The sequence below is a fragment of the Streptomyces finlayi genome, from assembly GCF_014216315.1.
Lineage (GTDB): Bacteria > Actinomycetota > Actinomycetes > Streptomycetales > Streptomycetaceae > Streptomyces > Streptomyces finlayi_A.
Window position 1 is genome coordinate 6,130,763 of sequence record NZ_CP045702.1, and the last position, 23,715, is coordinate 6,154,477.

Annotated in this window: 22 protein-coding genes and 1 pseudogene; 15 read left to right on the forward strand and 8 right to left on the reverse strand. The window is 73.5% G+C overall.

Going from position 1 to position 23,715, the window contains the following annotated elements; all coding sequences use genetic code 11:
- The first annotated feature begins 142 nt into the window (after positions 1-142).
- The 4 genes and pseudogenes from bdeA to F0344_RS28055 form a co-directional block, all read left to right on the forward strand.
- Entirely contained in the window at positions 143-1,075 is a 933-nt protein-coding gene (gene bdeA / locus F0344_RS28040) for a bis(hydroxyethyl) terephthalate hydrolase (protein WP_185301414.1), read from the forward strand.
- A gap of 206 nt (positions 1,076-1,281) precedes the next feature.
- Positions 1,282-4,071 carry a helix-turn-helix transcriptional regulator gene (locus tag F0344_RS28045; RefSeq protein ID WP_185302934.1) on the forward strand — a complete coding sequence of 930 codons (2,790 nt, stop codon included), beginning with the start codon at positions 1,282-1,284 and terminating at the stop codon, positions 4,069-4,071.
- 207 nt (positions 4,072-4,278) lie between these two features.
- A complete protein-coding gene (locus tag F0344_RS28050) occupies positions 4,279-5,613 on the forward strand; it encodes a PucR family transcriptional regulator (RefSeq protein WP_185301415.1) in 1,335 nt (444 codons plus the stop codon).
- A 199-nt stretch (positions 5,614-5,812) separates the two neighbouring features.
- Positions 5,813-5,965, forward strand: a pseudogene (locus tag F0344_RS28055) (MFS transporter); the annotation flags it as partial.
- Positions 5,966-6,010: 45 nt separating this feature from the next.
- Here the strand turns inward: F0344_RS28055 and F0344_RS28060 are convergent.
- Positions 6,011-6,643, reverse strand: a complete 633-nt coding sequence (locus F0344_RS28060) for a TIGR03085 family metal-binding protein (protein WP_185301416.1) — start codon at positions 6,641-6,643, stop codon at positions 6,011-6,013.
- Positions 6,644-6,728: 85 nt separating this feature from the next.
- Between F0344_RS28060 and hisI the strand changes: the two genes are divergently transcribed.
- The 11 genes from hisI to lgt all read left to right on the forward strand — a co-directional run bounded on the left by hisI (position 6,729) and on the right by lgt (position 15,589).
- Positions 6,729-7,121 (forward strand): phosphoribosyl-AMP cyclohydrolase, encoded by a 393-nt coding sequence (gene hisI, locus F0344_RS28065; RefSeq protein ID WP_185301417.1) that lies wholly within the window; start codon positions 6,729-6,731, stop codon positions 7,119-7,121.
- 11 nt (positions 7,122-7,132) lie between these two features.
- A complete protein-coding gene (locus tag F0344_RS28070) occupies positions 7,133-8,626 on the forward strand; it encodes an anthranilate synthase component I (RefSeq protein WP_185301418.1) in 1,494 nt (497 codons plus the stop codon).
- Between the two features lie 14 nt (positions 8,627-8,640).
- Positions 8,641-9,300 (forward strand): TIGR02234 family membrane protein, encoded by a 660-nt coding sequence (locus F0344_RS28075; protein ID WP_185301419.1) that lies wholly within the window; start codon positions 8,641-8,643, stop codon positions 9,298-9,300.
- Between the two features lie 94 nt (positions 9,301-9,394).
- A complete protein-coding gene (locus F0344_RS28080; protein ID WP_185301420.1) occupies positions 9,395-9,643 on the forward strand; it encodes an HGxxPAAW family protein in 249 nt (82 codons plus the stop codon).
- Positions 9,644-9,723: 80 nt separating this feature from the next.
- Complete coding sequence (locus F0344_RS28085; RefSeq protein ID WP_258050146.1) at positions 9,724-10,227, forward strand: DUF2752 domain-containing protein; 504 nt, start codon at positions 9,724-9,726, stop codon at positions 10,225-10,227.
- Positions 10,228-10,351: 124 nt separating this feature from the next.
- A complete protein-coding gene (gene trpC / locus F0344_RS28090) occupies positions 10,352-11,161 on the forward strand; it encodes an indole-3-glycerol phosphate synthase TrpC (RefSeq protein ID WP_185301422.1) in 810 nt (269 codons plus the stop codon).
- Between the two features lie 6 nt (positions 11,162-11,167).
- Positions 11,168-11,383: a tryptophan biosynthesis modulator TrpM gene (gene trpM / locus F0344_RS28095; RefSeq protein ID WP_185301423.1), complete on the forward strand. Its 216-nt coding sequence runs from the start codon at positions 11,168-11,170 to the stop codon at positions 11,381-11,383.
- A gap of 142 nt (positions 11,384-11,525) precedes the next feature.
- Complete coding sequence (gene trpB, locus F0344_RS28100; protein WP_185301424.1) at positions 11,526-12,764, forward strand: tryptophan synthase subunit beta; 1,239 nt, start codon at positions 11,526-11,528, stop codon at positions 12,762-12,764.
- Complete coding sequence (trpA, locus tag F0344_RS28105; RefSeq protein ID WP_185301425.1) at positions 12,761-13,582, forward strand: tryptophan synthase subunit alpha; 822 nt, start codon at positions 12,761-12,763, stop codon at positions 13,580-13,582. Before trpB ends, trpA begins: the two co-directional genes overlap by 4 nt.
- Before the next feature lie 75 nt (positions 13,583-13,657).
- A complete protein-coding gene (locus F0344_RS28110; RefSeq protein WP_185301426.1) occupies positions 13,658-14,482 on the forward strand; it encodes a DsbA family protein in 825 nt (274 codons plus the stop codon).
- A 99-nt stretch (positions 14,483-14,581) separates the two neighbouring features.
- On the forward strand, positions 14,582-15,589 hold the full coding sequence (lgt, locus tag F0344_RS28115) for a prolipoprotein diacylglyceryl transferase (protein ID WP_185301427.1): 1,008 nt from the start codon (positions 14,582-14,584) through the stop codon (positions 15,587-15,589).
- Between the two features lie 68 nt (positions 15,590-15,657).
- Here the strand turns inward: lgt and F0344_RS28120 are convergent, their stop codons facing one another.
- Genes F0344_RS28120 through F0344_RS28150 form a run of 7 tightly spaced genes read right to left on the reverse strand, consistent with a single transcriptional unit; the run spans position 15,658 to position 23,525 of the window.
- Complete coding sequence (locus F0344_RS28120; RefSeq protein ID WP_185301428.1) at positions 15,658-16,467, reverse strand: HpcH/HpaI aldolase/citrate lyase family protein; 810 nt, start codon at positions 16,465-16,467, stop codon at positions 15,658-15,660.
- Positions 16,464-17,663 carry a CaiB/BaiF CoA transferase family protein gene (locus tag F0344_RS28125; protein WP_185301429.1) on the reverse strand — a complete coding sequence of 400 codons (1,200 nt, stop codon included), beginning with the start codon at positions 17,661-17,663 and terminating at the stop codon, positions 16,464-16,466. Before F0344_RS28125 ends, F0344_RS28120 begins: the two co-directional genes overlap by 4 nt.
- 5 nt (positions 17,664-17,668) lie before the next feature.
- The gene (gene rbsK, locus F0344_RS28130; protein WP_185301430.1) at positions 17,669-18,553 is read right to left on the reverse strand and encodes a ribokinase; all 885 of its coding nucleotides are present in this window, start codon (positions 18,551-18,553) and stop codon (positions 17,669-17,671) included.
- Positions 18,550-19,917, reverse strand: coding sequence for an ADP-ribosylglycohydrolase family protein (locus tag F0344_RS28135; protein WP_185301431.1), 1,368 nt, complete (start codon positions 19,915-19,917; stop codon positions 18,550-18,552). Before F0344_RS28135 ends, rbsK begins: the two co-directional genes overlap by 4 nt.
- Positions 19,914-21,098, reverse strand: coding sequence for an ADP-ribosylglycohydrolase family protein (locus F0344_RS28140; protein ID WP_185302935.1), 1,185 nt, complete (start codon positions 21,096-21,098; stop codon positions 19,914-19,916). The genes F0344_RS28135 and F0344_RS28140 overlap by 4 nt, the downstream gene beginning before the upstream one ends.
- Positions 21,043-22,341, reverse strand: coding sequence for an ADP-ribosylglycohydrolase family protein (locus F0344_RS28145; protein ID WP_258050147.1), 1,299 nt, complete (start codon positions 22,339-22,341; stop codon positions 21,043-21,045). Before F0344_RS28145 ends, F0344_RS28140 begins: the two co-directional genes overlap by 56 nt.
- Complete coding sequence (locus F0344_RS28150) at positions 22,338-23,525, reverse strand: ADP-ribosylglycohydrolase family protein (RefSeq protein ID WP_258050148.1); 1,188 nt, start codon at positions 23,523-23,525, stop codon at positions 22,338-22,340. Before F0344_RS28150 ends, F0344_RS28145 begins: the two co-directional genes overlap by 4 nt.
- Positions 23,526-23,715 lie beyond the last annotated feature (190 nt).

Here is a 23,715-nt window from a genome sequence, read left to right on the forward strand (position 1 = left end):
GCGCACACGGGGTGCACCGCAAGAGTGGCGACCGCCAACGAACAACGGCGGCAGCCACGCGGTGCACCCCGAAGCCTTGGGCGAGGTTTCCGGGGTTCCCCGAGCACGGTGTGGTTGCGCCACAACCGAGAGGACCCCCCTCGTGCACCAGCTCCTCCACTCCGGCGGCACCTCCCCGCGTCCGCACCGGACGCCCACGGGCCGCACCCGCACTCTCAGGAACCTGCTGGTCACCGCCGCCGCCACCGCCGGCCTGTTCACCGCGCTGATCCCCGCCGGTGCCCAGGCCGCCGACAACCCCTACCAGCGCGGTCCCGCACCGACCGTGTCGAGCATCGAGGCGAGCCGAGGCACGTACGCCGTCTCGGAGACCTCGGTCTCCTCGCTGGTGAGCGGCTTCGGCGGCGGCACCATCTACTACCCGACGTCCACCGCCGACGGCACCTTCGGCGCGGTCGCCATCGCGCCCGGCTTCACCGCCTACCAGTCCAGCATGGCCTGGTACGGCCCCCGGCTGGCCTCCCAGGGCTTCGTCGTCTTCACCATCGACACCAACTCCACGATGGACCAGCCCGCCAGCCGCGGCGACCAGCTCCTGGCCGCGCTGGACTACCTGACGGAGCGGAGTTCGGTCCGCAGCCGGATCGACAGCTCCCGGCTCGGCGTGATGGGCCACTCCATGGGCGGAGGCGGCACGCTGGAGGCCGCCAAGGACCGTCCCTCGCTGAAGGCGGCGATCCCGCTGACCGGCTGGAACACGGACAAGACGTGGCCGGAGGTGCGGACACCCACCCTGGTGGTCGGCGCGGACGGTGACACCGTCGCCTCGGTCGGCTCGCACTCCGAGCCGTTCTACAACTCACTGCCCAGCACGCTCGACAAGGCGTACCTGGAGCTGCGCAACGCCTCGCACTTCACGCCGAACTCCTCCAACACCACGATCGCGAAGTACAGCATTTCGTGGCTGAAGCGGTTCATCGACAACGACACCCGGTACGAACAGTTCCTCTGCCCGCTGCCGCAGGCGAGCCTGACGATCGCCGAGTACCGGGGTACCTGCCCGCACTCCTCCTAGAGCGCCGGGAAGGGCCGGGCCGGGTACGTCCCGGCCCGGCCCTTCCGTATGCCGCCACCCGGCCGGTGCTGTGCGGCCGCACAGCGGCAGGCGCCTCCCGTTGGGAGGCTGCCCTGCACCCGGCCGTCCCGGCGGAGCATCCGGACGGGCGTCTTCCGAGGTTGTTTACGCGGAAGTAACGTGACGGCGTGACCTCGTCCACGACCGTGCACAGTCCGCTCCGGCTGTACGGCCGCAGCGGTGAACTCGCCATCCTCGACACTCTGCTGGGGAGGCTGCGGGCGGGTGACGGCGGTGCGCTCGTCCTGACCGCGCCGCCCGGCCTCGGCCGTACCGCACTCCTGAGACGGACCGCCGAGGCCCACCGCGCCTGCGACCAGGGGCCCGTGCTGTACGCGACGGGGGCGCCCGCCGAGCAGCGCCTGCCCTACAGCGGACTCCACGCCCTGCTCTGCTCGGCGCCCGGCGTCCTGCCCGCACAGGCCGACCGGGTGCTGCGCTCCGGAATCACCCCGGGCGGTCTGCTCGGCCTGCTGCGGGGCCTCGGCACCCAACGCCCCCTCCTGGTCTGCGTCGACGACGCACACGCCTGGGACCCCGACTCGCGTGCCGCGCTCGGCTTCGCCGCCCGCAGGCTCGGCGAGGGCAGCAGGGTCGCCGTCGTCCTCGGAGCCGAGGACGAGACCAGTTTCGCGGGACTGCCCGCGCTCCGGCTCGGCCCGCTCGACGACGACGCGTCGGCCGCCCTGCTGGAGCGGCTCACCGAAGGAGCCGGGGGTGTCGACCCCGTCGTACGGAGCGAACTGCTGCGGGAAGCCGCAGGGAACCCGCGGATGCTCGCCGGACTCGCGTGCCGCCTCACCCCCGACCAGCTGGCCGGGCGCACCGCACTGCCCTATCCGCTGCCCGGCGGCGAGAGCGTGCTCGACTCCCACGCGGCCCACCTCGACGCCCTCGCCCCGGAGACCCGGACCCTCCTTCTCCTGGCCGCCGCGGCCGAGGAACACGAACCCGAAGGGGCGGGGGCGGACGCCGCGCTGCTGCTGCGGGCCGGTGCCGGGGCCGGACTCGCCTCCGGCTTCCTGGACCACGTACTCCTCGGCTCCACCGGGATCACGGGCATCCTCCAACGTGCGGGCAGCCGCCTGCACTTCAGCCACCCGCTGCTGCGCCGCGCCGTTCTGCACCGGGCGTCCCCGGCCAGGCGCAGGGCCGTCCACGAACTGCTCGCCACCCTCCTGTCCGGTCCGTGCGCACCGCCGCTGCCCCCGCTCGTCCAGCGGGCCTGCGCCGCGCCAGGACCCGACGCGGCGCTCGCCGGACAACTGGCGGCCGCCGCCGTCGCACCCCGCCCGCACGCCGAACGGTCCGCGGCGCTCGCCCGGTCCGCCGCGCTCTCCACCGACGGCACCCTGCGCGCCGCACGGTTCGCCGCCGCGGCGGAGCACGCCCGGCTGGCGGGCGACGCGGCCCGCTCCCGCGCCCTGCTGGCCCGCACCGGACCGCACCCGGTGACCGGCGGCCCCTCCTCGTACGGCACGGTCCGGGGGAGCGGCACCCCGACGGCCGGCGGCCTCGCCGCCTACGTACGCGGGATGCTCGCCCTGCGCGACGGACCGGCCGCCGACGCCAGGGAAGCACTGATCGCCGCAGCCGCCCTGCTCGCCGCGCACGATCCGCGCCGCACCCTCGACGCCCTGCTCGGCGCGGCCGAGGCGGCCTGGGCGATGGGGGACGCCCTGGCCTATCTGGACGCCATGAACCGCATCCCCGACTACGCGCACGACGTGGGCGTGGAGCGGTACCGCGCCGGGATGTGCGCCATGCTCGACGGGCGCACCGGCGAGGGCCATGCGCTGCTGCGAGGCTGCCTCGACCCCGCCGAGGGCGCCGAGGACCCGGCGGCCCTGCTGCGGGCCGGGGTCTGCGCGCTGGTGCTCGGGGACGTCGAGGACGCCTGCCGGGCCGGTGCCCGCACGCTCGCCGCCGTGCGCACCCGCGGGCCCGAGGCGCTGCTGCCGCAGGTGCTGGAGCATCTCGCCTACGCCGAACTGCGGGCCGGCCGGCACGCGAGGGCCCGCGCGCACGCCCTGGAGGGGCTGCACGCGGCCCGCCGTACCGGGCAGCCCAACTCCTCCGCCCATCTGCACGCCGTCCTGGCGCTCGCCGCCTCGGTGGAGGGTCCTGCCGAGGCGTGCGCCGCCCACTGCGACGCCGCGCTGGCCGGTGCGGGGCCGCACGGCCTCGCCCAGGCGGCGACGCTCGCGACCTGGGCCGTCGCCCGCGCCGACCTGGCGGCCGGACGTCCGGGCGAGGCGGCGGCCAGGCTCGCGCCGCTGGTCGGCCCCGGGCCCCGGCGCGGCCACTTCGCCACCCGGCTGCTCGCCATACCGTGCTACATCGAGGCAGCGGTGCTCTCCGGCCGCGCGGACGAGTGGCCCGACGGTCTCGCGGCGGCCGTCGAGGAATTCGCCGCATGGTCTGAACGCACCACCGACCCGCAGGTCCCCGCCCAGCTGGCCCGCTGCCGGGCCCTGCTGGCACCCCCGGAGGAGGCCGCCGCCCGCTACGAGGAAGCCATGGCCCACCACGACCGGGCGGGCGGCGACTTCGAACGCGCCCGCACGCAGCTCCTCCACGGGCAGTGGCTGCGGCGCCGCAGGCAGACCCGCGCGGCCCGGGGCCCCCTGCGGGACGCCCTGGTCGCCTTCGAACGCTGCTCCGCCCGCGCCTGGGCGGCCCGCGCCGCAGGGGAACTCCGTGCGGCCGGGGAGGCGGTCGACGCACCGGAGGCAATCGGTCCGGCACCGCTCGCCGGGCTCACTCCGCAGCAGCAGCGGATCGCCCGGTACGTCGCGGAGGGCGCCACCAACCGGGAGGTGGCGGTGCGCCTGTCGGTGAGCCCCCGGACGGTCGACCACCATCTGCGCAACGTCTTCGCCACCCTGGGGATCAGGTCCCGCACCGAGCTCGCCAGGGTCCTGGGCCGTCCTTAAGGGGCGGCATTCCGGTGCGCGGCAGCCGCGTGTGTCCGGGAGGTTGCAGGACCGTGATGATAAGAACTCCGCAGACCCCTAGGTACCGACTGGGCGGTATGTCATTCTGCGGGCGTCAGGATCATCGGTGTGCTCGTGCCCAAGGCAGGGCCGGGTGCACCGGAGCCGGTCTGTCCACGAACCGGCCGAGTCCCGGTGGAGGCCGCCATGCCACAGCTCGTACGTTCACGGATCAGGGCGCTGCACGGACCGCCCCCCGTAGCGCCGTCGCCGCACCGCTTCCGTTCGCTGGCCGACCGCGAGGCCGTCGCCGCGCTGCACCGGGCCGCCCGGGTGCTCATCGAAAGCCTCCCCGAGCTCACGGACCGGCTCGTCGAGGCGCTCCGGGAGCAGGAGCCCGCCTACCGCACGGCCATCGAGAACGAACCGGCCGAGGTGTGGCAGGAGGTGAACCACTCGCTGCGGCACAACGTCGGTTCGCTGATCCAGCCCCGCGAGTTCCGGGACGCCGCCCACCGGACGTCCCGGTGGATCGGCGAGGCCCGCGCCAAGCAGGGCGTACCGCTCGACGCGGTGCTGCACGCCTTCCGCATGGGTGGCGCGATGGTGTGGCAGGACCTCGTCGACGAGACCGCGCGCCGTCACCCCGAGGACATCCGGCTGCTCGTCCACGTCGCCGCCGACGTCTGGAACTTCGTCGACGAGCACTGCGCCGTGGTCGCGGACGCCTACCGGCAGGCCGAACGCCGGCTGGTCTGGCGGCGCGAGAACCAGCAGCGTCTGATGACGGCGGCCCTGCTCGACGGCACCGCCCGGATCGCGGACCTGCCCGACGCCGCGGCGATGCTGGGGCTCCCGGTGGACGGCCGGTACGCCGTGCTCGCGGTCGCCGCCGCGCGCCGCGCCCCGCACGGCGCGGACGAACAGCCGCTGAGGCTGCCCGCCGGCACGGACGTGCTGTGGCACCCGGGCCAGGACGCCGAGTTCGCGATCCTGGCACTGACCGCGTCACCCGCCGCTGCGGTGTCCGGTGACCAGCAGGCCGAAGGGGAGGGGACGGGCCTGCCCGGCCAGGATGAACTCGCCTCCCTCACCGCCGAGCTGGGGGCGGCGCCGGGGACCCGGGTCGGCATCAGCTCCGTGGTCGACGGACTCGCCGCGCTCGGTGACGCCCGCAGGCTCGCCGAGACCGCGCTGCGGTCCTGCCCCTCGTCGGGCGGTGTCGTCCTGCTCGACGAGCACCTGCCGACCGCCCTGGTCGTCTCGTCCCCGGGCCTCGGCAAGGCCCTGGCCGACCGGGTACTGGGGCCGCTCGACCGCCTCGACCCGGCGGACCGCGACGTACTGATCGAGACGCTCACCGCCTGGCTCGACTCCGACGGTTCGGCGCAGCGGGCCGGGGCGCGGCTGTACTGCCACCGCAACACGGTGCTGAACCGTCTGCGGCGCTTCGAGCAGCTGACGGGGCGGTGTCTGACGCGTCCTTCCGACGCGGTGGAGGTCTCCCTGGCGCTGGCGGCGCGGCGGCTGCTCGGCGCGTGAGGTGGGGCGGGGCGGTGCGGGGCGGGCATCCCGGGGATCGGTCCGCCGGGGGTCCGATCCCCGGACGGGCTTGAAGTGGCCCTCGGGTCGGCATGCGCAGCCGGGGCGGGCTTGAAGCGGTCCCCGGCCCGCACGTCCGGCCGGGGCGGGCTTGGGGTGGTCCTCGGGTCGGCGTGTGCAGCCGGGACGGGTTCGAAGTGCCCTCCAAGCCCTCAGCTACCCCGTCACGGGAGCGGCCGTCGCCCTCTGGGGCACCGGCCCCGTCTTCGTGGCCTCCGCCGCCCTCTGCGCGGCGGGAGGCGTCGTGGGACTGGCCGTCACCGCCCTCCGCCGCGCCGAACTCCCACGCTGAGAGCCACCCGGAACGGGGCACCCGGGGCCCCGGGGAGGGCGGCCCCTACATCCCGAGCTGCGACAACTGCAGCCTGGCCACGGTGTCCTCGTCGCCCTCCAGCCCCACCTTCGCCGTGTCCTGGCGTCCGCTCACGAACATCAGCAGTTCACCCGGCTCTCCGGTGACCGTCACCACCGGGGACCCCTTGCGCGCGACCGCCGTCTGGCCGTCCGGGCGGCGCAGCACGAGGCCGACCGGGGACCGGCGGCCCATCAGCCGGGCCGTCCGTTCCAGGCGCGACCACAGCACATCGGCGAAGACCGGGTCCAGCACGCGCGGCGACCAGTCGGGCTGGGCCCGGCGCACATCCTCCGCGTGGACGTAGAACTCGACCGTGTTGGCCGCCTCGTCCACCTGCTTCAGGGCGAAGGGGGACAGCCGCGGAGGACCCGTACGGATGAGCTGGATCAGTTCCTCGTACGGCTTCGCCGCGAATTCGGCCTGCACCCGCTCCAGCCGGTTCTTGAGCGCACCCAGCAGGACCCCGCCCGCCGCGTCCGGACGGCGCTCGCGCACCGCCACATGGGCGGCCAGGTCACGGGTCCTCCAGCCGTCGCACAGAGTCATCGCATCGGGGCCCGCCGCCTCCAACAGGTCGGCGAACAGAAGACGTTCACGTTTCGCATGGGTCGACATATCCGCAAGCGTACGACCGGGTCCCGCGGTCCGCCCAGTGGACGCACGCCCGGAAGGACGTCCCCGCCACGGCACAATGGGTGACATGACCAGCAAGCCCACGCCCGGCACGCCGTCGCCCGGCACACCCGCCAGCAACCTCGACCCCGCCATCGCCGCCCGCCTCAGGCGCGGCGCCGACGGACTGGTCCCCGCCATCGCCCAGCAGTACGACACGGGCGAGGTCCTGATGCTGGGCTGGATGGACGACGAGGCACTCCACCGCACCCTCACCACGGGGCGCTGCACCTACTGGTCGCGCAGCCGCCAGGAGTACTGGGTCAAGGGCGACACCTCCGGCCACATCCAGCAGGTCAAGTCCGTCGCCCTCGACTGCGACGCCGACACCGTCCTCGTCCGGGTGGACCAGACCGGCGCCGCCTGCCACACGGGCGACCGCACCTGTTTCGACGCCGACGTCCTCCTCCTCGCGCAGTAAGGTCACCGGCCATGGATCTTGAGACCTTCCGCAAGCTGGCCGTCGACCGGCGCGTCATCCCCGTCAGCCGCCGGCTCCTCGCGGACGGCGACACCCCGGTCGGCCTCTACCGCAAACTCGCGGCCGAACGCACCGGCACCTTCCTGCTGGAATCCGCGGAGAACGGCCGGACCTGGTCCCGCTACTCCTTCATCGGCGTCCGCAGCGCCGCCACCCTGACCGCCCGCGACGGACAGGCCCACTGGCTCGGTACCCCGCCCGTCGGAGTCCCCGCCGACGGGGACCCGCTGCACGCCCTGCGCGTCACCGTCGAGACCCTCCACACCCCGCGCGACCTGGTGGCCGACGAGAAACTGCCGCCGTTCACCGGCGGCATGGTCGGCTACCTCGGCTACGACATCGTGCGCCGGCTGGAGCGGATCGAGGAGCACGGCGGCGACGACCTGAAGCTCCCCGAACTGACCATGCTGCTCACCTCGGACCTCGCCGTCCTGGACCACTGGGACGGCACCGTCCTGCTGATCGCCAACGCGATCAACCACAACGACCTCCAGACGGGTGCCGACGAGGCGTACGCGGACGCCGTGGCCCGGCTCGACGCCATGGAGCAGGACCTGCGCCGCCCCGTCGAGAACGCCCCCGCCGCACTGCCGCCCTCCGAGCTCCCGCCGTACACCGCACTCTGGGGCGGCCCGGCCTACCAGGACGCGGTCGACGACATCAAGGAGCGCATCCGGGCCGGCGAGGCCTTCCAGGTGGTGCCCTCCCAGCGCTTCGAGACCCCGTGCACGGCGAGCGCCCTGGACGTCTACCGGGTACTGCGCGCCACCAACCCCTCTCCGTACATGTACCTCTTCCGCTTCGACGGCTTCGACGTCGTCGGCTCCAGCCCCGAAGCCCTGGTGAAGGTCGAGGACGGGCGGGCCATGCTCCACCCCATCGCGGGCACCCGGCACCGCGGCGTCACCCCGCAGGAGGACCAGGCGCTCGCCGACGAACTCCTCGCCGACCCCAAGGAGCGCGCCGAGCACCTGATGCTCGTCGACCTCGGCCGCAACGACCTGGGGCGGGTCTGCGAACCGGGCAGCGTCGAAGTCGTCGACTTCATGTCCGTCGAGCGGTACTCGCACGTGATGCACATCGTCTCCACCGTCACCGGCCGTGTCGCCGAGGACCGCACAGCGTTCGACGTCCTCACCGCCTGCTTCCCCGCGGGCACCCTCTCCGGGGCTCCCAAGCCGCGCGCGATGCAGATCATCGAGGAACTGGAACCGACCCGGCGCGGTCTGTACGGAGGCTGCGTCGGCTACCTCGACTTCGCGGGAGACTCCGACACCGCCATCGCCATCCGCACCGCCCTCCTCCGTGACGGCACCGCCTACGTTCAGGCGGGAGCGGGAGTCGTCGCCGATTCCGACCCGGTCGCCGAGGACACCGAATGCCGCAACAAGGCCGCCGCGGTCCTGCGCGCGGTCCACACGGCCAACCGCCTCCACGCCCCGTGAGGACGTAAGGGATAGTGGAGTGCGTGAGCGCTGTACCCGCACCCCAGACCCGTGCCCGAGCCGCCACCGCGCCCGACAGCGCGGGAAGCCGCCGGAGCCTGGCCGCCGCCCTGCTCCTCGGAGCGGCAGGCTCGACCGTCGTACTGCTCGCGTCCGGACAGACGTGGGCCGGGGGCGAGGCCGCCGTCGGCGGAGGGACCCTGCCCCTGACGGCGGACGGCCAGGACATCACCGGCCTCCCCGCGGCGCTTGCCGTCGTCGCGCTGGCCGCCCTCGTCGCCGTGTTCGCCGTACGGGGCGGCAGCCGCGCGCTCGTCGCGGGGCTCCTCGCGCTCAGCGGCCTCGGCGCCGGACTGAGCTCCGCTCTAGGAGCCTCCGACAGTGCGGCCCTCGACGAGAAGGCCGCGCAGACCACGGGTAACACGTCGGCCACCATCGACGCGCTGACCCACACCGCCTGGCCGTACGTCACGGCCGTCGGCGGGCTCCTGATCCTCCTTGCCGGGCTCCTCGCCCTGCGTTACGGAAGCCGCTGGCCCACGATGTCGGGACGGTACGAGCGCGACGGCACGCCCCGCCCCCGCAAGGCGGCACCGCCCGCCCCGGACCCCGACCGGCCGGAGGACCTGTGGAAGGCCCTGGACCGCGGCGAGGACCCGACGCGCGAGGCATGACCCCCAGCTCATGCCCGTCCCGCACGTACGGGACAATGGGACCGAGCTTTCCGTACAGCGATACCTTCAGCGCAACACCAACGAGGAGCAACTCATGGCGGGCACCAGCCACGGACACACCCCGGCCGCCTGGACCGGTGTCATCATCGCGTTCATCGGCTTCTGTGTCGCAGGCGTCTTCATGGTCGCGGCCAACCCGCTCGGCTTCTGGGCCGGCATCGCCGTGGTCTTCATCGGCGGGATCGTTGGTCTCGCCATGAGTGCCGCCGGTCTCGGTATGCCGAAGGAGTCGGACGAGCTGGCGCAGGCCAGGGCGCGGGCGGGACAGGCCCAGACCTCCTGACGTCCGGCCACCGGAACCACCACGCGAGGCGCAGCCCGGTCCGGGCTGCGCCTTTCCGTATGAGCAGGGACAATCACCGAGTGGACGCCTCGCCAGCACAGGACGCCGCCCGGCCCCCGGCCGGGCCGCCGCCGCACGCACCCGCCTTCGCCCCCGCTCCCGCCCCGGTGACCGCCCGGGCACCCGCCTCGCGGTCCAGGCGGCTCGCCACACCCGTCGGTGTGCTGGCCGTCGTCCTCGGAGCCTTCGCCTACGTGGGCACGGTCGACCCGAACGAGCCCGGCCACTATCCGGCCTGCCCGCTGCTCCAGCTCACCGGGATCCTCTGCCCCGGCTGCGGCGGACTGCGCAGCGCCCACGCCGTCGCACACGGCGACCTCGCCACCGCGCTCGGCTCCAACGCGTTCGCCGTCGTCGGCTACGCCGTGTTCGCCGTCGTCTGGGTGCTGTGGACGGTCCGCGCGAGCCGGGGACAGCGACTGCGCATCACGCTCGCCCCGGTCTACTGGTGGGGTCTCGGCGTGCTCCTGCTGATCTTCGCGGTCGTCCGGAATCTGCCGTTCGGATCGGCGCTTGCGCCATGAATGCCCAGGTAGTGGGACTCGTGTCGACACGATGCCAGCTCAACGGCGTCCTGCGGATACCATCGACATGGCTGATCCTGTTCTCTCATCACCGTCATCACCGTTCCGGAAGGGGGCCGCTCGCGTGAGTGTGCTCGACGAGATCATCGAAGGCGTTCGCGCCGACCTCGCGGAGCGGCAGGCGCGCGTCAGCCTCGACGAGCTCAAGGAGCGCGTGGCCCGCGCTCCCGCGGCGAAGGACGGGGTCGCCGCCCTGCGCGGCGAAGGCGTGACCGTCATCTGCGAGGTCAAGCGTTCCAGTCCCTCCAAGGGGGCCCTGGCCGCGATCGCCGACCCCGCCGCGCTCGCCGCGGACTACGAGGCGGGCGGCGCGGCCGTCATCTCCGTCCTCACCGAGCAGCGCCGCTTCGGCGGCTCGCTCGCGGACCTGGAGGCCGTCCGCGCGAAGGTCGGCATCCCGATCCTGCGCAAGGACTTCATCGTCACCTCGTACCAGCTGTGGGAGGCCCGCGCCTACGGCGCCGACCTCGCCCTGCTGATCGTCGCCGCCCTCGACCAGGAGGCCCTGGTCTCGCTGATCGAGCGCGCCGAGTCGATCGGCCTGACGCCGCTCGTCGAGGTGCACGACGAGGACGAGGCGGAGCGCGCCGTGGACGCCGGAGCGAAGATCATCGGTGTCAACGCGCGCAACCTGAAGGACCTCAAGGTCGACCGCTCCACGTTCGAGCGCGTCGCCCCCGAGATTCCCGACCACATCGTGAAGATCGCCGAGTCCGGGGTGCGCGGCCCGCACGACCTGATCGCGTACGCCAACGCCGGCGCCGACGCCGTACTCGTCGGCGAGTCCCTGGTCACCGGCCGCGACCCGCGGGCCGCCGTCGCCGACCTGGTCGCCGCGGGCGCCCACCCGGCACTCCGGCACGGACGGAACTGACCCCCCATGTCCGCCGACCGTCCCGTACGCCGACCCCGGCCGGGCCTGCGCCCCGCCGGGGCGACGGCCCGGGTCCCGCACGCGCCGCTGGCGCGCGGCTGCCGCCCGCGCGGCTGCCGCGCCCCCGCCAGGCGTGTGCACGGCCGGCGGGTGCGGTACGTGATCGGCGACGAGCCGGGACAGGTCAACGGGATGCGATGGCGCACGGGGTCCGCGCCGTAGCGAGCCCCGGCCGTCACCCCTCGTGGAGCACACGGGGGACCCGCACGACCGCACCACTCCCGACCGCACCGCGGCAGGCGTGGCGCTCCGCTCACGGCGCATACGGTGACACCATCCGTTGCAATGCCGAGGAGCATGTCGCATGTCGTCCGACTTCTTCATTCCGGACCCCGAGGGTCTGATCCCCAGCGCCGAGGGCTATTTCGGCGCGTTCGGTGGCAAGTTCATCCCGGAGGCGCTCGTCGCCGCCGTGGACGAGGTCGCCGTCGAGTACGACAAGGCGAAGAACGACCCCGCCTTCGCCGCCGAGCTCAACGAGCTCATGGTCAACTACACCGGACGGCCCAGCGCGCTGACCGAGGTCGCGCGTTTCGCCGAGCACGCGGGCGGCGCACGGGTCTTCCTCAAGCGTGAGGACCTGAACCACACCGGCTCGCACAAGATCAACAACGTGCTGGGCCAGGCCCTGCTCACCAAGCGCATGGGCAAGACCCGGGTCATCGCCGAGACGGGCGCCGGCCAGCACGGCGTCGCCACGGCGACCGCCTGCGCGCTCTTCGGTCTCGACTGCACCATCTACATGGGCGAGATCGACACCGAGCGGCAGGCGCTGAACGTGGCGCGGATGCGGATGCTCGGCGCCGAGGTCATCGCGGTGAAGTCCGGCTCCAGGACTCTCAAGGACGCCATCAACGAGGCGTTCCGCGACTGGGTCGCCAACGTGGACCGTACGCACTACCTCTTCGGCACGGTCGCGGGCCCGCACCCGTTCCCGGCGATGGTCCGCGACTTCCACCGGGTGATCGGCGTCGAGGCCAGGCGGCAGATCCTGGAGCGGGCCGGCCGGCTGCCGGACGCCGCGGTCGCCTGTGTCGGCGGCGGCTCCAACGCCATCGGCCTCTTCCACGCCTTCATCCCGGACGCCGGGGTCCGTCTGGTCGGCTGCGAGCCGGCCGGACACGGTGTGGAGACCGGCGAGCACGCGGCGACCCTGACCGCGGGCGAGCCCGGCATCCTGCACGGCTCGCGGTCCTACGTCCTCCAGGACGAGGAGGGCCAGATCACCGAGCCGTACTCGATCTCGGCCGGACTCGACTACCCGGGCATCGGCCCGGAGCACGCCTATCTGAAGGACGTCGGCCGCGGCGAGTACCGCGCGGTCACCGACGACGCCGCCATGCAGGCGCTGCGCCTCCTCTCCCGCACCGAGGGCATCATCCCGGCCATCGAAAGCGCCCACGCGCTGGCGGGGGCCCTGGACCTCGGCAAGGAGCTCGGCAAGGACGGGCTGATCCTGATCAACCTGTCCGGCCGCGGCGACAAGGACATGGACACGGCGGCGCGGTACTTCGGGCTGTACGACGCGGAGGAGGCCAAGTGAGCGGGCACAGCGGAAACACGGAACTGCTCAGCACGACGCTGGCGAAGGCCAGGTCCGAGGACCGGGCGGCGCTCATCGCGTATCTGCCCGCCGGCTTCCCGACCGTCGACGGGGGCATCGCAGCGGTCAAGGCGGTCGTCGCCGGCGGCGCGGACGTCGTCGAGATCGGCCTCCCGCACAGCGACCCGGTGCTCGACGGGCCGGTCATCCAGACCGCCGACGACATCGCGCTGCGTGGCGGCGTCAGGATCGCCGACGTGATGCGCACGGTCCGCGAGGCCTACGAGGCCACCGGCGTGCCGGTCCTCGTCATGACGTACTGGAACCCCATCGACCGGTACGGCATCGAACGCTTCTCCGCCGAGCTGGCCGAGGCGGGCGGTGCCGGGTGCATCCTGCCCGACCTGCCGGTCCAGGAGTCCGCGGTATGGCGCGAGCACGCGGGCAAGCACGGCCTCGCGACCGTGTTCGTCGTCGCGCCCAGCAGCCAGGACAAGCGCCTCGCCACCATCACGGCGGCGGGCTCCGGCTTCGTCTACGCGGCCTCGCTCATGGGGGTCACCGGCACCCGTGCGTCGGTCGGCGAGCAGGCCCAGGACCTGGTGCGGCGCACCCGCGCCACCACCGACCTGCCGGTCTGCGTGGGTCTCGGCGTCTCCAACGCCGAGCAGGCCCGTGAGGTCGCGGGCTTCGCGGACGGAGTGATCGTCGGCTCGGCCTTCGTCAAGCGGATGCTGGACGCCCCCGACGAGGCCGCCGGTCTCGAAGCGGTCCGCGCATTGGCGGGCGAACTGGCCGAAGGCGTTCGAAAGCGCTGACACCGGGTGTAACCCGTACGGGTGGACCTGGACCGGGGAGGCACGCGCGTGCCTCCCCGGTTCGTTGCTGCGGGTGTGAGCGACAAGAACCGTGAAGGAAGCAGGGCCGCGCGCGACCGGCTCGTCCAGCAGCGCGAGCGGGAGAAGGCGCGCGAGCGCCGACGCCGCACGCTGATCGTCGCGAGCGCGGTGGTGGGAGTGCTCGGGCTGGCCGCCGTGGTCGGCCTGATCGCCGCCAACGCGGGCAAGGGCGGCAAGGACAGCGAGGCGGGTCCCGCCGTCGCGCCTTCGGGAGCGACCGGCAAGGACAGCCTCGCCCTCCAGGTGGGGGCGGACGGCGCGCCGTCCACGCTCACGATCTGGGAGGACTTCCGCTGCCCGGTCTGCGCCCAGTTCGAGAACGCCTTCCGCAAGACGATCCACGAGCTGCAGAACAGCGGCCAGATCAAGGTCGAGTACCACCTCGCCACGATCATCGACGGAAACCTCGGAGGCAGCGGATCGCTGCGCGCGGCCAACGCTGCGGCCTGCGCACAGGACGTCGGCGAGTTCGCCGACTACCACGACGTGCTCTTCGCGAATCAGCCCGCCGAGTCCGACGACGCCTTCGGCAAGAACAGCAAGCTGATCGAACTGGCCGGCAAGGTCGAGGGCCTCGACACCCCCGGCTTCCGCAGCTGCGTGGAGAGCGGTACGCACGACACCTGGGTCAAGAAGTCCGACACGGCCTTCCGCGACGGTGGATTCCAGGGCACTCCGACCGCTCTGCTCAACGGCGAGTCGATCTTTCCCGCCAAGGACGGCCAGCAGATCTCCGAGGCGAATCTGAAGAAGTGGGTCGCCGAGGCCAACAAGGGCAAGAAGCCGGCGAAGGTCACTCCGACGCCGTCGGCCTCCTGACGGGGGCGTGGGGCGGGCCCGTGCGGGCCGCCCTGTTACCCAGAAGTTGCCGGGCGGCTTGCCGTACGTCCCACTCGGCAGGGTAGCGTCGACCCCGTCATGAACCTTGCCTTCATTCCCAGCCCGTCGACCGGTGTGATCGATCTCGGCCCGATCCCCCTGCGCGGCTACGCGTTCTGCATCATCATCGGTGTCTTCGTCGCCGTCTGGTTCGGCAACAAGCGCTGGGTCGCCCGGGGCGGCAGAGTCGGCACAGTCGCCGACATCGCCGTCTGGGCCGTGCCCTTCGGACTTGTCGGCGGCAGGATCTACCACGTCATCACCGACTACCAGCTGTACTTCAGCGACGGTGAGAACTGGGTCGACGCCTTCAAGATCTGGGAAGGCGGCCTCGGTATCTGGGGCGCGGTCGCGCTCGGCGCGGTCGGCGCCTGGATCGGCTGCCGCCGTCGCGGAATCCCGCTGCCCGCCTGGGCCGACGCGCTCGCCCCCGGGGTCGCCCTCGCCCAGGCCATCGGCCGCTGGGGCAACTGGTTCAACCAGGAGCTCTACGGCAAGCCGACGGACGTGCCGTGGGCACTGGAGATCAGCGAGGGCCCGAACCGCGTCGCCGGCACCTACCACCCGACCTTCCTGTACGAGTCGCTCTGGTGCATCGGTGTCGCGCTGCTGGTCATCTGGGCGGACCGCCGGTTCAAGCTCGGTCACGGGCGGGCGTTCGCGCTGTACGTCGCCGCGTACTGCGCGGGCCGCGGCTGGATCGAGTACATGCGCGTCGACGAGGCCCACCACGTGCTGGGGCTCCGGCTCAACGTGTGGACCTCGATCATCGTCTTCGTGCTCGCCGTGACGTACATCGTGATCTCGGCGAAGGTGCGGCCGGGCCGCGAGGAGATCGTCGAGCCCGATCCCGAGGCCGAGGGAAAGGCGGACCTGTCCAAGGACAGTGAAGGCGACGGCGGCAGTGACGCCGGGGCCGACGCGGACGCGGACACGGACGCCGGTGACCCGGAGAAGGCCACCGACTCCACCGACTCCACCGACTCCACGGACGACTCCGACGAACCCCGGACGAACGGTGCTCCGGAGACCGCCGACAAGAGCTGACCGCTCACGGGCGCACTCGCAGTCCCCGACGCCGGACGGGCTTGATTCCCAAGCCCGTCCGGCGTTTCTCATGCCCGTCCGGCCAGCGACAGCGTCCGCTGTGCGGCGGCGACCACCGCCGCGTCCACGAACCTCCCGTCCGGCAGCGCCTGCGCACCCGCGTCCAGCAGGGCCGCCGCCATGATCTGCTCGGCGGCCTCGATCTCCTGGGCCGTGGGCCGGAACGCCCGCTCGATGACCGGCAGCTGGCGGGGATGGATCGCCGCCCGGCCCCACAGCCCCAGGGACCGGCCCTGGGCGCAGGACGACCACAGTCCGTCCAGGTCCCGGACGTCCGGGAAGACCGACTGGACGGGTGCGGCGAGACCGGCCGCACGCGCCGCGACGACGATCCGGCTCCGCGGCCAGTCGAGTCCCGCGTCGCCCCGCACCCCGAGGTCCGCCCGGAGGTCCGCCTCGCCCAGGGCGATGCCCCGTACGTCGTGGTGGGCGGAGGCGATGCTGTACGCGTGCTCCACGGCGAGCGCCGACTCCAGCAGCGGGTACAGCGGGACGCCAGGTGCCAGCGCCGCCAGGTGGTGGACGCTCGCGGCATGTGTGATCTTGGGGAGCCGGAGCCCGGCGAGGCCCGGCAGCTGTGCCAGGGCCCGTACGTCGTCCTCGCCGTGGACCCGGACATGCACCGGCACCGCGCCCGGCGCCGCCGGTTCGGTGAGGAGTTCGGCGGTGGCCGCCCGCGCGTACTGCCTGCGCTCCTCCGCGACCGCGTCCTCCAGATCCACGATCACCACGTCCGCGCCCGAGCAGAGCGCCTTGTTCACCACCTCCGGCCGGTCCCCGGGAACGTACAGCCAGGTCAGGGGAACCGCACCGGTCACAGGGCGCCCTCCGAGCGCAGGGCCGCGATCTGCGGAGCGGAGAGGCCGAGTCCGTCGAGGATCTCCTCGGTGTCCGCTCCGTGCGGGCGGCCGGCCCAGCGGATCGAGCCGGGGGTCTCCGAGAGGCGGAACAGGACGTTCTGCATCCGCAGCGGGCCCAGCTCCGGGTCGTCGATCTCGGTGATCGAGTCGAGGGCCCGGTACTGCGGGTCCTCCATCACGTCCCGTACGTCATGGATCGGGGCGATCGCCGCCTCCGCCTTCTCGAACACCGAGACGGCCTCCTCGCGGGTGTGCCGGGCGATCCAGTGGCCGACGGCCTCGTCGAGTTCCTCGGTGTGCTCGGCGCGGGTCGTGCCGGCGGCGAACCACGGCTCGTCGATCAGTTCCGGGCGGCCGACCAGGCGCATCACCCGTTCGGCGATCGACTGGGCCGAGGTGGAGACCGCGACCCAGTGGCCGTCGGAGGTGCGGTACGTATTGCGCGGGGCGTTGTTGCGGGAGCGGTTGCCGGTGCGCTCCTGTACGTATCCGAGCTGGTCGTACCAGAGGGGCTGCGGGCCCAGGACCGTGAGGATCGGCTCGATGATCGCCATATCTACGATCTGGCCCCGTCCGGAGCGGTCCCGTCCGGCGAGCGCCGTCATCACGGCGTACGCGGTGGCGAGTGCGGCGATCGAGTCGGCGAGGCCGAACGGTGGCAGGGTCGGGGGGCCGTCCGGTTCGCCGGTGATCGCCGCGAAGCCGCTCATGGCCTCGGCGAGCGTGCCGAAGCCGGGGCGGTGGGAGTACGGGCCGAACTGGCCGAAGCCGGTGACGCGCGCCAGGACCAGACGGGGGTTCACCGCGTGGAGTTCGGCCGGGCCGATGCCCCAGCGTTCCAGGGTGCCGGGCCGGAAGTTCTCGATGACGACGTCGCTCTCCGCCGCCAGCTTCAGCAGGACGTCACGGCCGCCGGGGCTGGACAGGTCGAGGGTGAGGTTGCGCTTGTTGCGGCCGAGCAGTTTCCACCACAGGCCGATGCCGTCCTTCGCCGGGCCGTGCCCGCGCGAGGGGTCGGGTTTGCGTGGATGCTCGACCTTGATCACCTCGGCACCGAAGTCGCCGAGCATGGTGGCCGCGAGAGGGCCTGCGAAGAGGGTGGCCAGGTCCAGGACGCGCAGACCGGCGAGGGGGGTGGTCGGGGGAGTGTTCATGGTGTTCATGCGGCATCGATCTCGCTGCGGTAGGGCATGGAGGTGGAGGCGCCCGGCTTCTGTACGCAGAGCGCGGCGGCCGAGGAGGCCCAGGCCAGCGCCTCCGGTACGGGCCTGCCCTCGCCGAGCGCCACGGCCAGGGTGCCGACGAAGGTGTCCCCCGCGCCGGTCGTGTCGACGGCCGTGACGGCAGGGGCGGGCAAGTGCAGGGGCGCGCCGTCCCGGGCCGCGTACAGACAGCCCTTCGCGCCGAGGGTGATGACGACCGCCGGGACGTGGCGGAGCAGCACCGCCGCCGCGGCCTGCGGTTCGGACAGCCCGGTGAGCGCGGCGGCCTCGTGTTCGTTGGGGATCAGCAGGTCGACACAGTCGAGGAGCTCGTCCGGGAGCAGTTGTACGGGGGACGGGGTGAGGATCGTCCGTACGCCCTGGGCGCGGGCCGACCGGGCGCCCTCGACCACTGCGGACAGGGGGAGTTCGAGCTGGAGGAGCAGCAGATCGGCGGCGCCGATGGCGGCCGTCTCGCCGGAACCGAGCGCCGTCATGGTGCTGTTGGCGCCGGGGATCACCACGATCGCGTTGCCGCCCTCGTCGTCGACGACGATGTGCGCGGTGCCGCTGGGACCCTCGGCGGTGTGCAGGAGATCGGTGAAGACCCCCGAGTGCTCCAGTTCGGCGCGGAGCGCGGCGCCGTACACGTCGTCGCCGACCGCGCCGATCATCACCACCTCGCCGCCGGCCCGGGCGGCGGCGACGGCCTGGTTGGCGCCCTTGCCGCCGGGAACCGTCCGGAACTCGCGGCCGGTCACCGTCTCGCCACGTGCGGGAGCCCGTGCCACGTAGGCGACAAGGTCCATGTTGGTGCTGCCGAGCACCGCGATACCGGTCATGGGCGCAGTACCTCCTGGTAGGTCAGATCGGCGAGTGTGTCGAACCCGACGGAGTCGAAGCCCGGGACGGACGAGGCGAGGCGGTTCTTCAGCGGGGCGGTCCAGCCGGCGGGGAGCGCGGTGGGGCGCCCGGCCAGCAGGCCCGCGAGGGAACCGGCCGTGGCGCCGTTCGAGTCGGTGTCCCAGCCGCCGGAGACCGCGCATCCGATGGAGCGGCCGAAGTCACCGTCGGCGTGGGTGAGGGCCGCGGCCAGCAGCGCGGCGTTGGGCAGCACGTGCACCCAGTGGTGGGTGTCCCCGTAGGTGGCGTGGAGCCGGTCGACGGCCTGGTCGAAGTCCGGTGCTCCGTGCGCGGCTTCGATGCCGAGGCGCACCGCCCGCGCGTACCGGGAACGGGGCGGCACCACCCGTAGTCCCACGGCCAGGCAGCCGTGCACATCGGTCTCGCCGCCGGCCGCTTCGGCGAGGGCGGCGGCCGTGAACATCGCCCCGTACACCCCGTTGGCCGTATGGGTGAGTACGGCGTCCCGATGGGCCTGCGCGGCGGCGGCGGCCGGGTCGCCGGGGTGGGTCCAGCCGTGCACGTCGGCGCGGATCTGGGCGCCGATCCACTCCCGGAACGGGTTGCGGTACCGGGCGGTGCCCGGTGGTTCCCTGCCGTCGAGCAGATTGCGGTACGCGACCCGCTCGGCGGTGAAGACGCGGCCCGCCGGGACCTCTTCGAGCCAGAGACGGCCCAGATCGGCCGTGGTGAAGGAACGCCCGTGCCGTCGCAGCAACCGCAGCGTGAGCAAGGGGTGGTTGAGGTCGTCGTCCTCGGGCATGCCGTCGATGTTCTCCGCGAGGGAGGTGGGCGCCGACCGGCGGTTCCACGGGTACGCGGCCAGCAGGTCGGCCGGCAGGCCCTCGGCGGTGAACCACGTGCTGAGCGGCCAGTTCCCGGCGGCGCCGGCCAGCGCGCGGATACCGGCGAGCGGCAGCTTCTCGACGGGCTTGCCCAGCAGGCAGCCTGCGGCCCGGCCCAGCCAGGCCGCGTGGAGCCGGTCGGGTTCGACGAGGACGGGCTCCGTACGGGTGGCGGGCCAGCGGGGACAGGCGGCCCGGATCTCCTCCAGGCCGGTCGGCTCGTCATCGGCCAAGGGGGAGGGGAGCGCGGCCAGTTCGTCGAGCAGCCCCTCGGCGAGTGCGCGCAGCCGGGGCGGTGCGGGAGGTTCCGACGCACCGGCGCGTTCGGGAGCGGGGGCGCCGCCCGCCTCGTACCAGCGGCGCTCCACGTCCCGTGCGTCCCGGCCGTCCTGGGCCGCCTGGCGCAGCTCGTGTCCGACCAGGTCCTCCGGCTGTACCCAGGTCAGGCGTACGTTCACCGGGAGCCGGCCAGGGTCGCGAAGGCCGCCTCGTGCGCGCGGCGCCTGGCGGTGTCCCGTACGAAGATCTCCCGGGTGACCTCGGCCAGGGTCCTGGCGGGGGCGTGGAGATCGAGGCGGCTGGCCTCGGCGACCGTCCTCGCCCAGTCGGCCGGTACGGACCGTTCGCCGTGGAGCGCTCCCGCCAGTGCGCCGCTCATCGTGGCGATGGAGTCGCAGTCGCGCCCGTAGTTGACCGAGCCGAGGACGGCGTGCCGGAAGTCGCCTCCGGCGACGAGCAGCATGCCGAGCGCGACCGGCAGCTCCTCGATGGCGTGCAGCCGCGAGGGACGGCGGGCGCCCAGGGAAGGGGCGCGGTAGTCCGGGCCAACCGTGTCGAAGGGGGCGACGGCGGCACGCAGGGGAGCCAGCGCCGACTCGAAGTCGCTGTGTCCGGCGGCGGTTTCGCACACCGTCTCGATCGCCGCGCGGGTCCCGTCCTTGGCGAGCGCCAGGCAGGCGTCGACCACGGTGGTGGGGGTGGCACCCGGGGCACAGGCGGCGGCGACGGCCGCCGCGAAGACTCCGGCCGCCTCCCTCCCGTACGAGGACTGGTGCGCGCCCGCGACGTCCAGCGCCTCGGCGTACGCGGCCTGCGGGTGTGCGGCGTTGACCAGCCCGGCGGGCGCCATGTACATCGCCGCCCCGCAGTTGACGATGTTGCCCGAGCCCGCCTCGCGCGGATCGACGTGCCCGTAGTGCAGCCGCGCCACGATCCACTTCTCGGCGAGGAAGATCCGCTGGAGGGGGAGTGCCTCGGCCTCCAGTTCCGGAATCCAGCGGGGCGTGGAGATCAGGTCCGGTACGAGGTGGTCCGCGACGGAGTACGCGTCCAGGTGGTCGCGCACGGTGCCGTAGACCCGCACCAGCGCGTGGGTCATCAAGGTGTCGTCGGTGATGTGGCCGTCGCCCTTGTGGTACGGGGCGATGGGGCGGGCGGTCCGCCAGTCCTCGCCGTACCAGGGGCCCACGATGCCGTCGATCCTGCCGCCATGGCGTTCGGCGATCTGTTCCGGGGACCAGCCCTCGACCGGGCCGCCGAGCGCGTCGCCGACGGCGGCGCCGATCAGGGCTCCGGTGATCCGGTCATCGAGGGTCAGGGTGGTGGGTGCGGTGGATTTCACGGACGGTGTGGGCGTCATGGATGGTGTGGGCGTCATGTCGGAATTGTCCACCCGGGGTGGCTGGTTCCGTGTCTGCGAGGAGCCCGGCGAGTTCGATGAGATCGGTGCCCGCGAACCGGGGGAGCGCACACCCCGCGAGCGTGCGACAGGCCTCCCGCCAGCCCGCGGGCACGGTGACGCTCCCGCCGAGTGCGCCGGTCAGTGCCCCGGCGAGGGCGGGAGCGGAGTCGGCCACCCGGGAGAGGCAGGCCGCCGACGGCACCGCCTGCGCCAGCTCGCCCCGGGCCGCGGTGGCCAGCGCGAGGGCGACCGGCACGGTCTCGGCCGCGGCGATCCCGTAGCTGTAGACGTGGTCGACGATCTGATGCTCCAGCACCGGGACCAGGGCGAACGCGCCCGCCGGTTCGCCGGCGAACTCCCGGGCGAGGCGGACGGCGTGCGTGGCGTTGCGGGCGATCTCGGTGCCCTCCGGGAGCTGGGCGAGCGCCGCGTCCACCGCGGCGTCGACGTCCGCGCCCGCAAGGGCCACGGAGATCGCGGCGGCGACGGCGCGCGCACCGTGCACCCCGTCACCGTCCTGGGTGTAGCGGGCGTCGAACTCGGCGAGTGCGGCGGCGGCACCGGGATCGCCCGGGTGGACGACCGCGAGGACGGCGGCGCGCACACAGGCCGCGTCGTCGAAGAAGTGCGGGTTGTCGTGCCCGGTGGCGGGCGGGCGCAGCCCCGCGGCGAGATTGCCGAGCCCGGCCCGTACGGAGATCCGGGCCCGCAGGGGGAGCACGGCGGCCTCGACCTCGGCCGCGCGGGCGCCCGCCTCGGCGACCTTCGCCGCCAGGGCGTTCCAGGCCCGGTCGACGGCATCGCGCATCCGGCGCTCGACGGAGAGCCCGAGCCCCCGGTCGGCCGCGGCGGCCAGTACCGTACGGGCCGCGAAGGCCGCCCACTCGGCGTCGTCGGACGGCCCGAGCCGCAGCGGTTCGGGCGGCTGGTTCAGGGCGATCGGAACGGGCAGGGTGGTCGTGGCGTTCTGCTCGGCGAAGGTGTCGAGCTCCCGGGTCAGCCGCCGCGTCCACTCCGGCATCCGGGCCGCCCGGTGCCGCGCTGCGGGCCAGCCGGCCGCGTCCCCGGCCGCCAGACCGAGCAGCAACCCTTCGATCCGGGCCCGACGGCCGGGCGCACGCGTCGTCCTGAGGGCGTCCACGGGCGCCGGGCGGGGGGATGCGGTGGGGCGGGGGGACGTCGTGGGGCGGGCTGTCGTCATCGTGTTCCCCGTTCGCCGGTGAGTGGCCTGGTGGTGAGCCTGGTGGTGGTGGGCCGGGTGGGGTTGGTCCGGGCCGCGCCCAAGGGGTGCGCGCGGAGCTCCTCCTCCGCCTCGTCCGGCGTGAGGAGTTCCGCGATGTCCAGCACGTGGTAGCCCCGCATCGAGGGCAGGCAGCTGCCGCGTACCGGGCCGATCGCCGCAGCCCACTCAGGCGGGATGGCCGACGCCCCGTTCAGTGCCCCGGCCAGGGCTCCCGCCACCGCGGCGGTGGTGTCGGCGTCGCGGCCCATGTTGACGGCCGTCAGCACCGCCGTACGGAAGTCGCCGCGCGCCGCGGTGAACGCGCCGAACGCCAGGCCCACCGCCTCGGGCGCCAGATCCGTCCAGGGATATCCGCCGATCACCACCGCCGAACGGACCGCACGCTCACTCGTCAGCCGGTCGGGGTACGAGCGCTGCGCGGCCGACACCGCGCGCCGCAGCGACCGCGCCGTCCAGGAGTCCATCGGTACGACGGACAGCGCGGCGGCGATCACGGACGCGAGCCCGGCCCCCACCATCGCGGCGGCCACCCCGGCCGCGACCGCCTGCCCGCCGTAGATGCCCTCCCCGTCGTGACTCACCCCGCCGTCCACCGCCACCAGCCGGGCGGCCTCCGCCGGCCGGCCCGCCGCGAAGACCCCGAACGGCGCGGCCCGCATCGCGAGACCGTCGCTCCAGGCGTGCCGGTGCTGCGCCGAGATCGGTGCGGCCAGGCCCCGGCGCAGATTCTCCAGCGTGCCGCGCTCACTGAATCCGGCCCCGCGGAACGGCCCCTCGTCCAGATCGGCGATCCAGTGGTGCCAGGCCCGCTCCACATGGGAGACCGTCAGCGCCGAACCGTGCCGGGCCAGCAGGAGCCCCGAGAAGATCGCGTACTCCGTGTCGTCCGTGCCCGCGGGGTCCTCGCTCACGAAGCCCTCGATCCGGCCCCAGCGGCGGCGGATCTCGGAGGGCCGCAGATTCTCCGCCGGTGCGCCCAGCGCGTCCCCCACCGCGAGACCGAGCAGCGCGCCGCGGGCCCGGTCGCGCCGGACCGTCGCCGGGTGGGCGGGGGCGCGGCCGTCCGTTCCCGTCCCTACCGGCGGGTCCTCGGCGCCCACACCCCCCTGCGGCTCGGCCGGACTGCCTGCCATCAGCTCCATCGCGTCGACCCTTCGCTCGTACCGGCCGGTTCACCCTCGGTGCGCCACCGGTGGGACCACCTGAGCGATCTGTCCCACGCGAGGACCCCGGCGAGGCCGCCCGGGCCGACAAAAGGGCCACACGGATGACAGCGGAGACACCCCGCTCAGCAGGGGTCCGAGCCGCTCCCCGGGCAGGTAAGTACGGCCT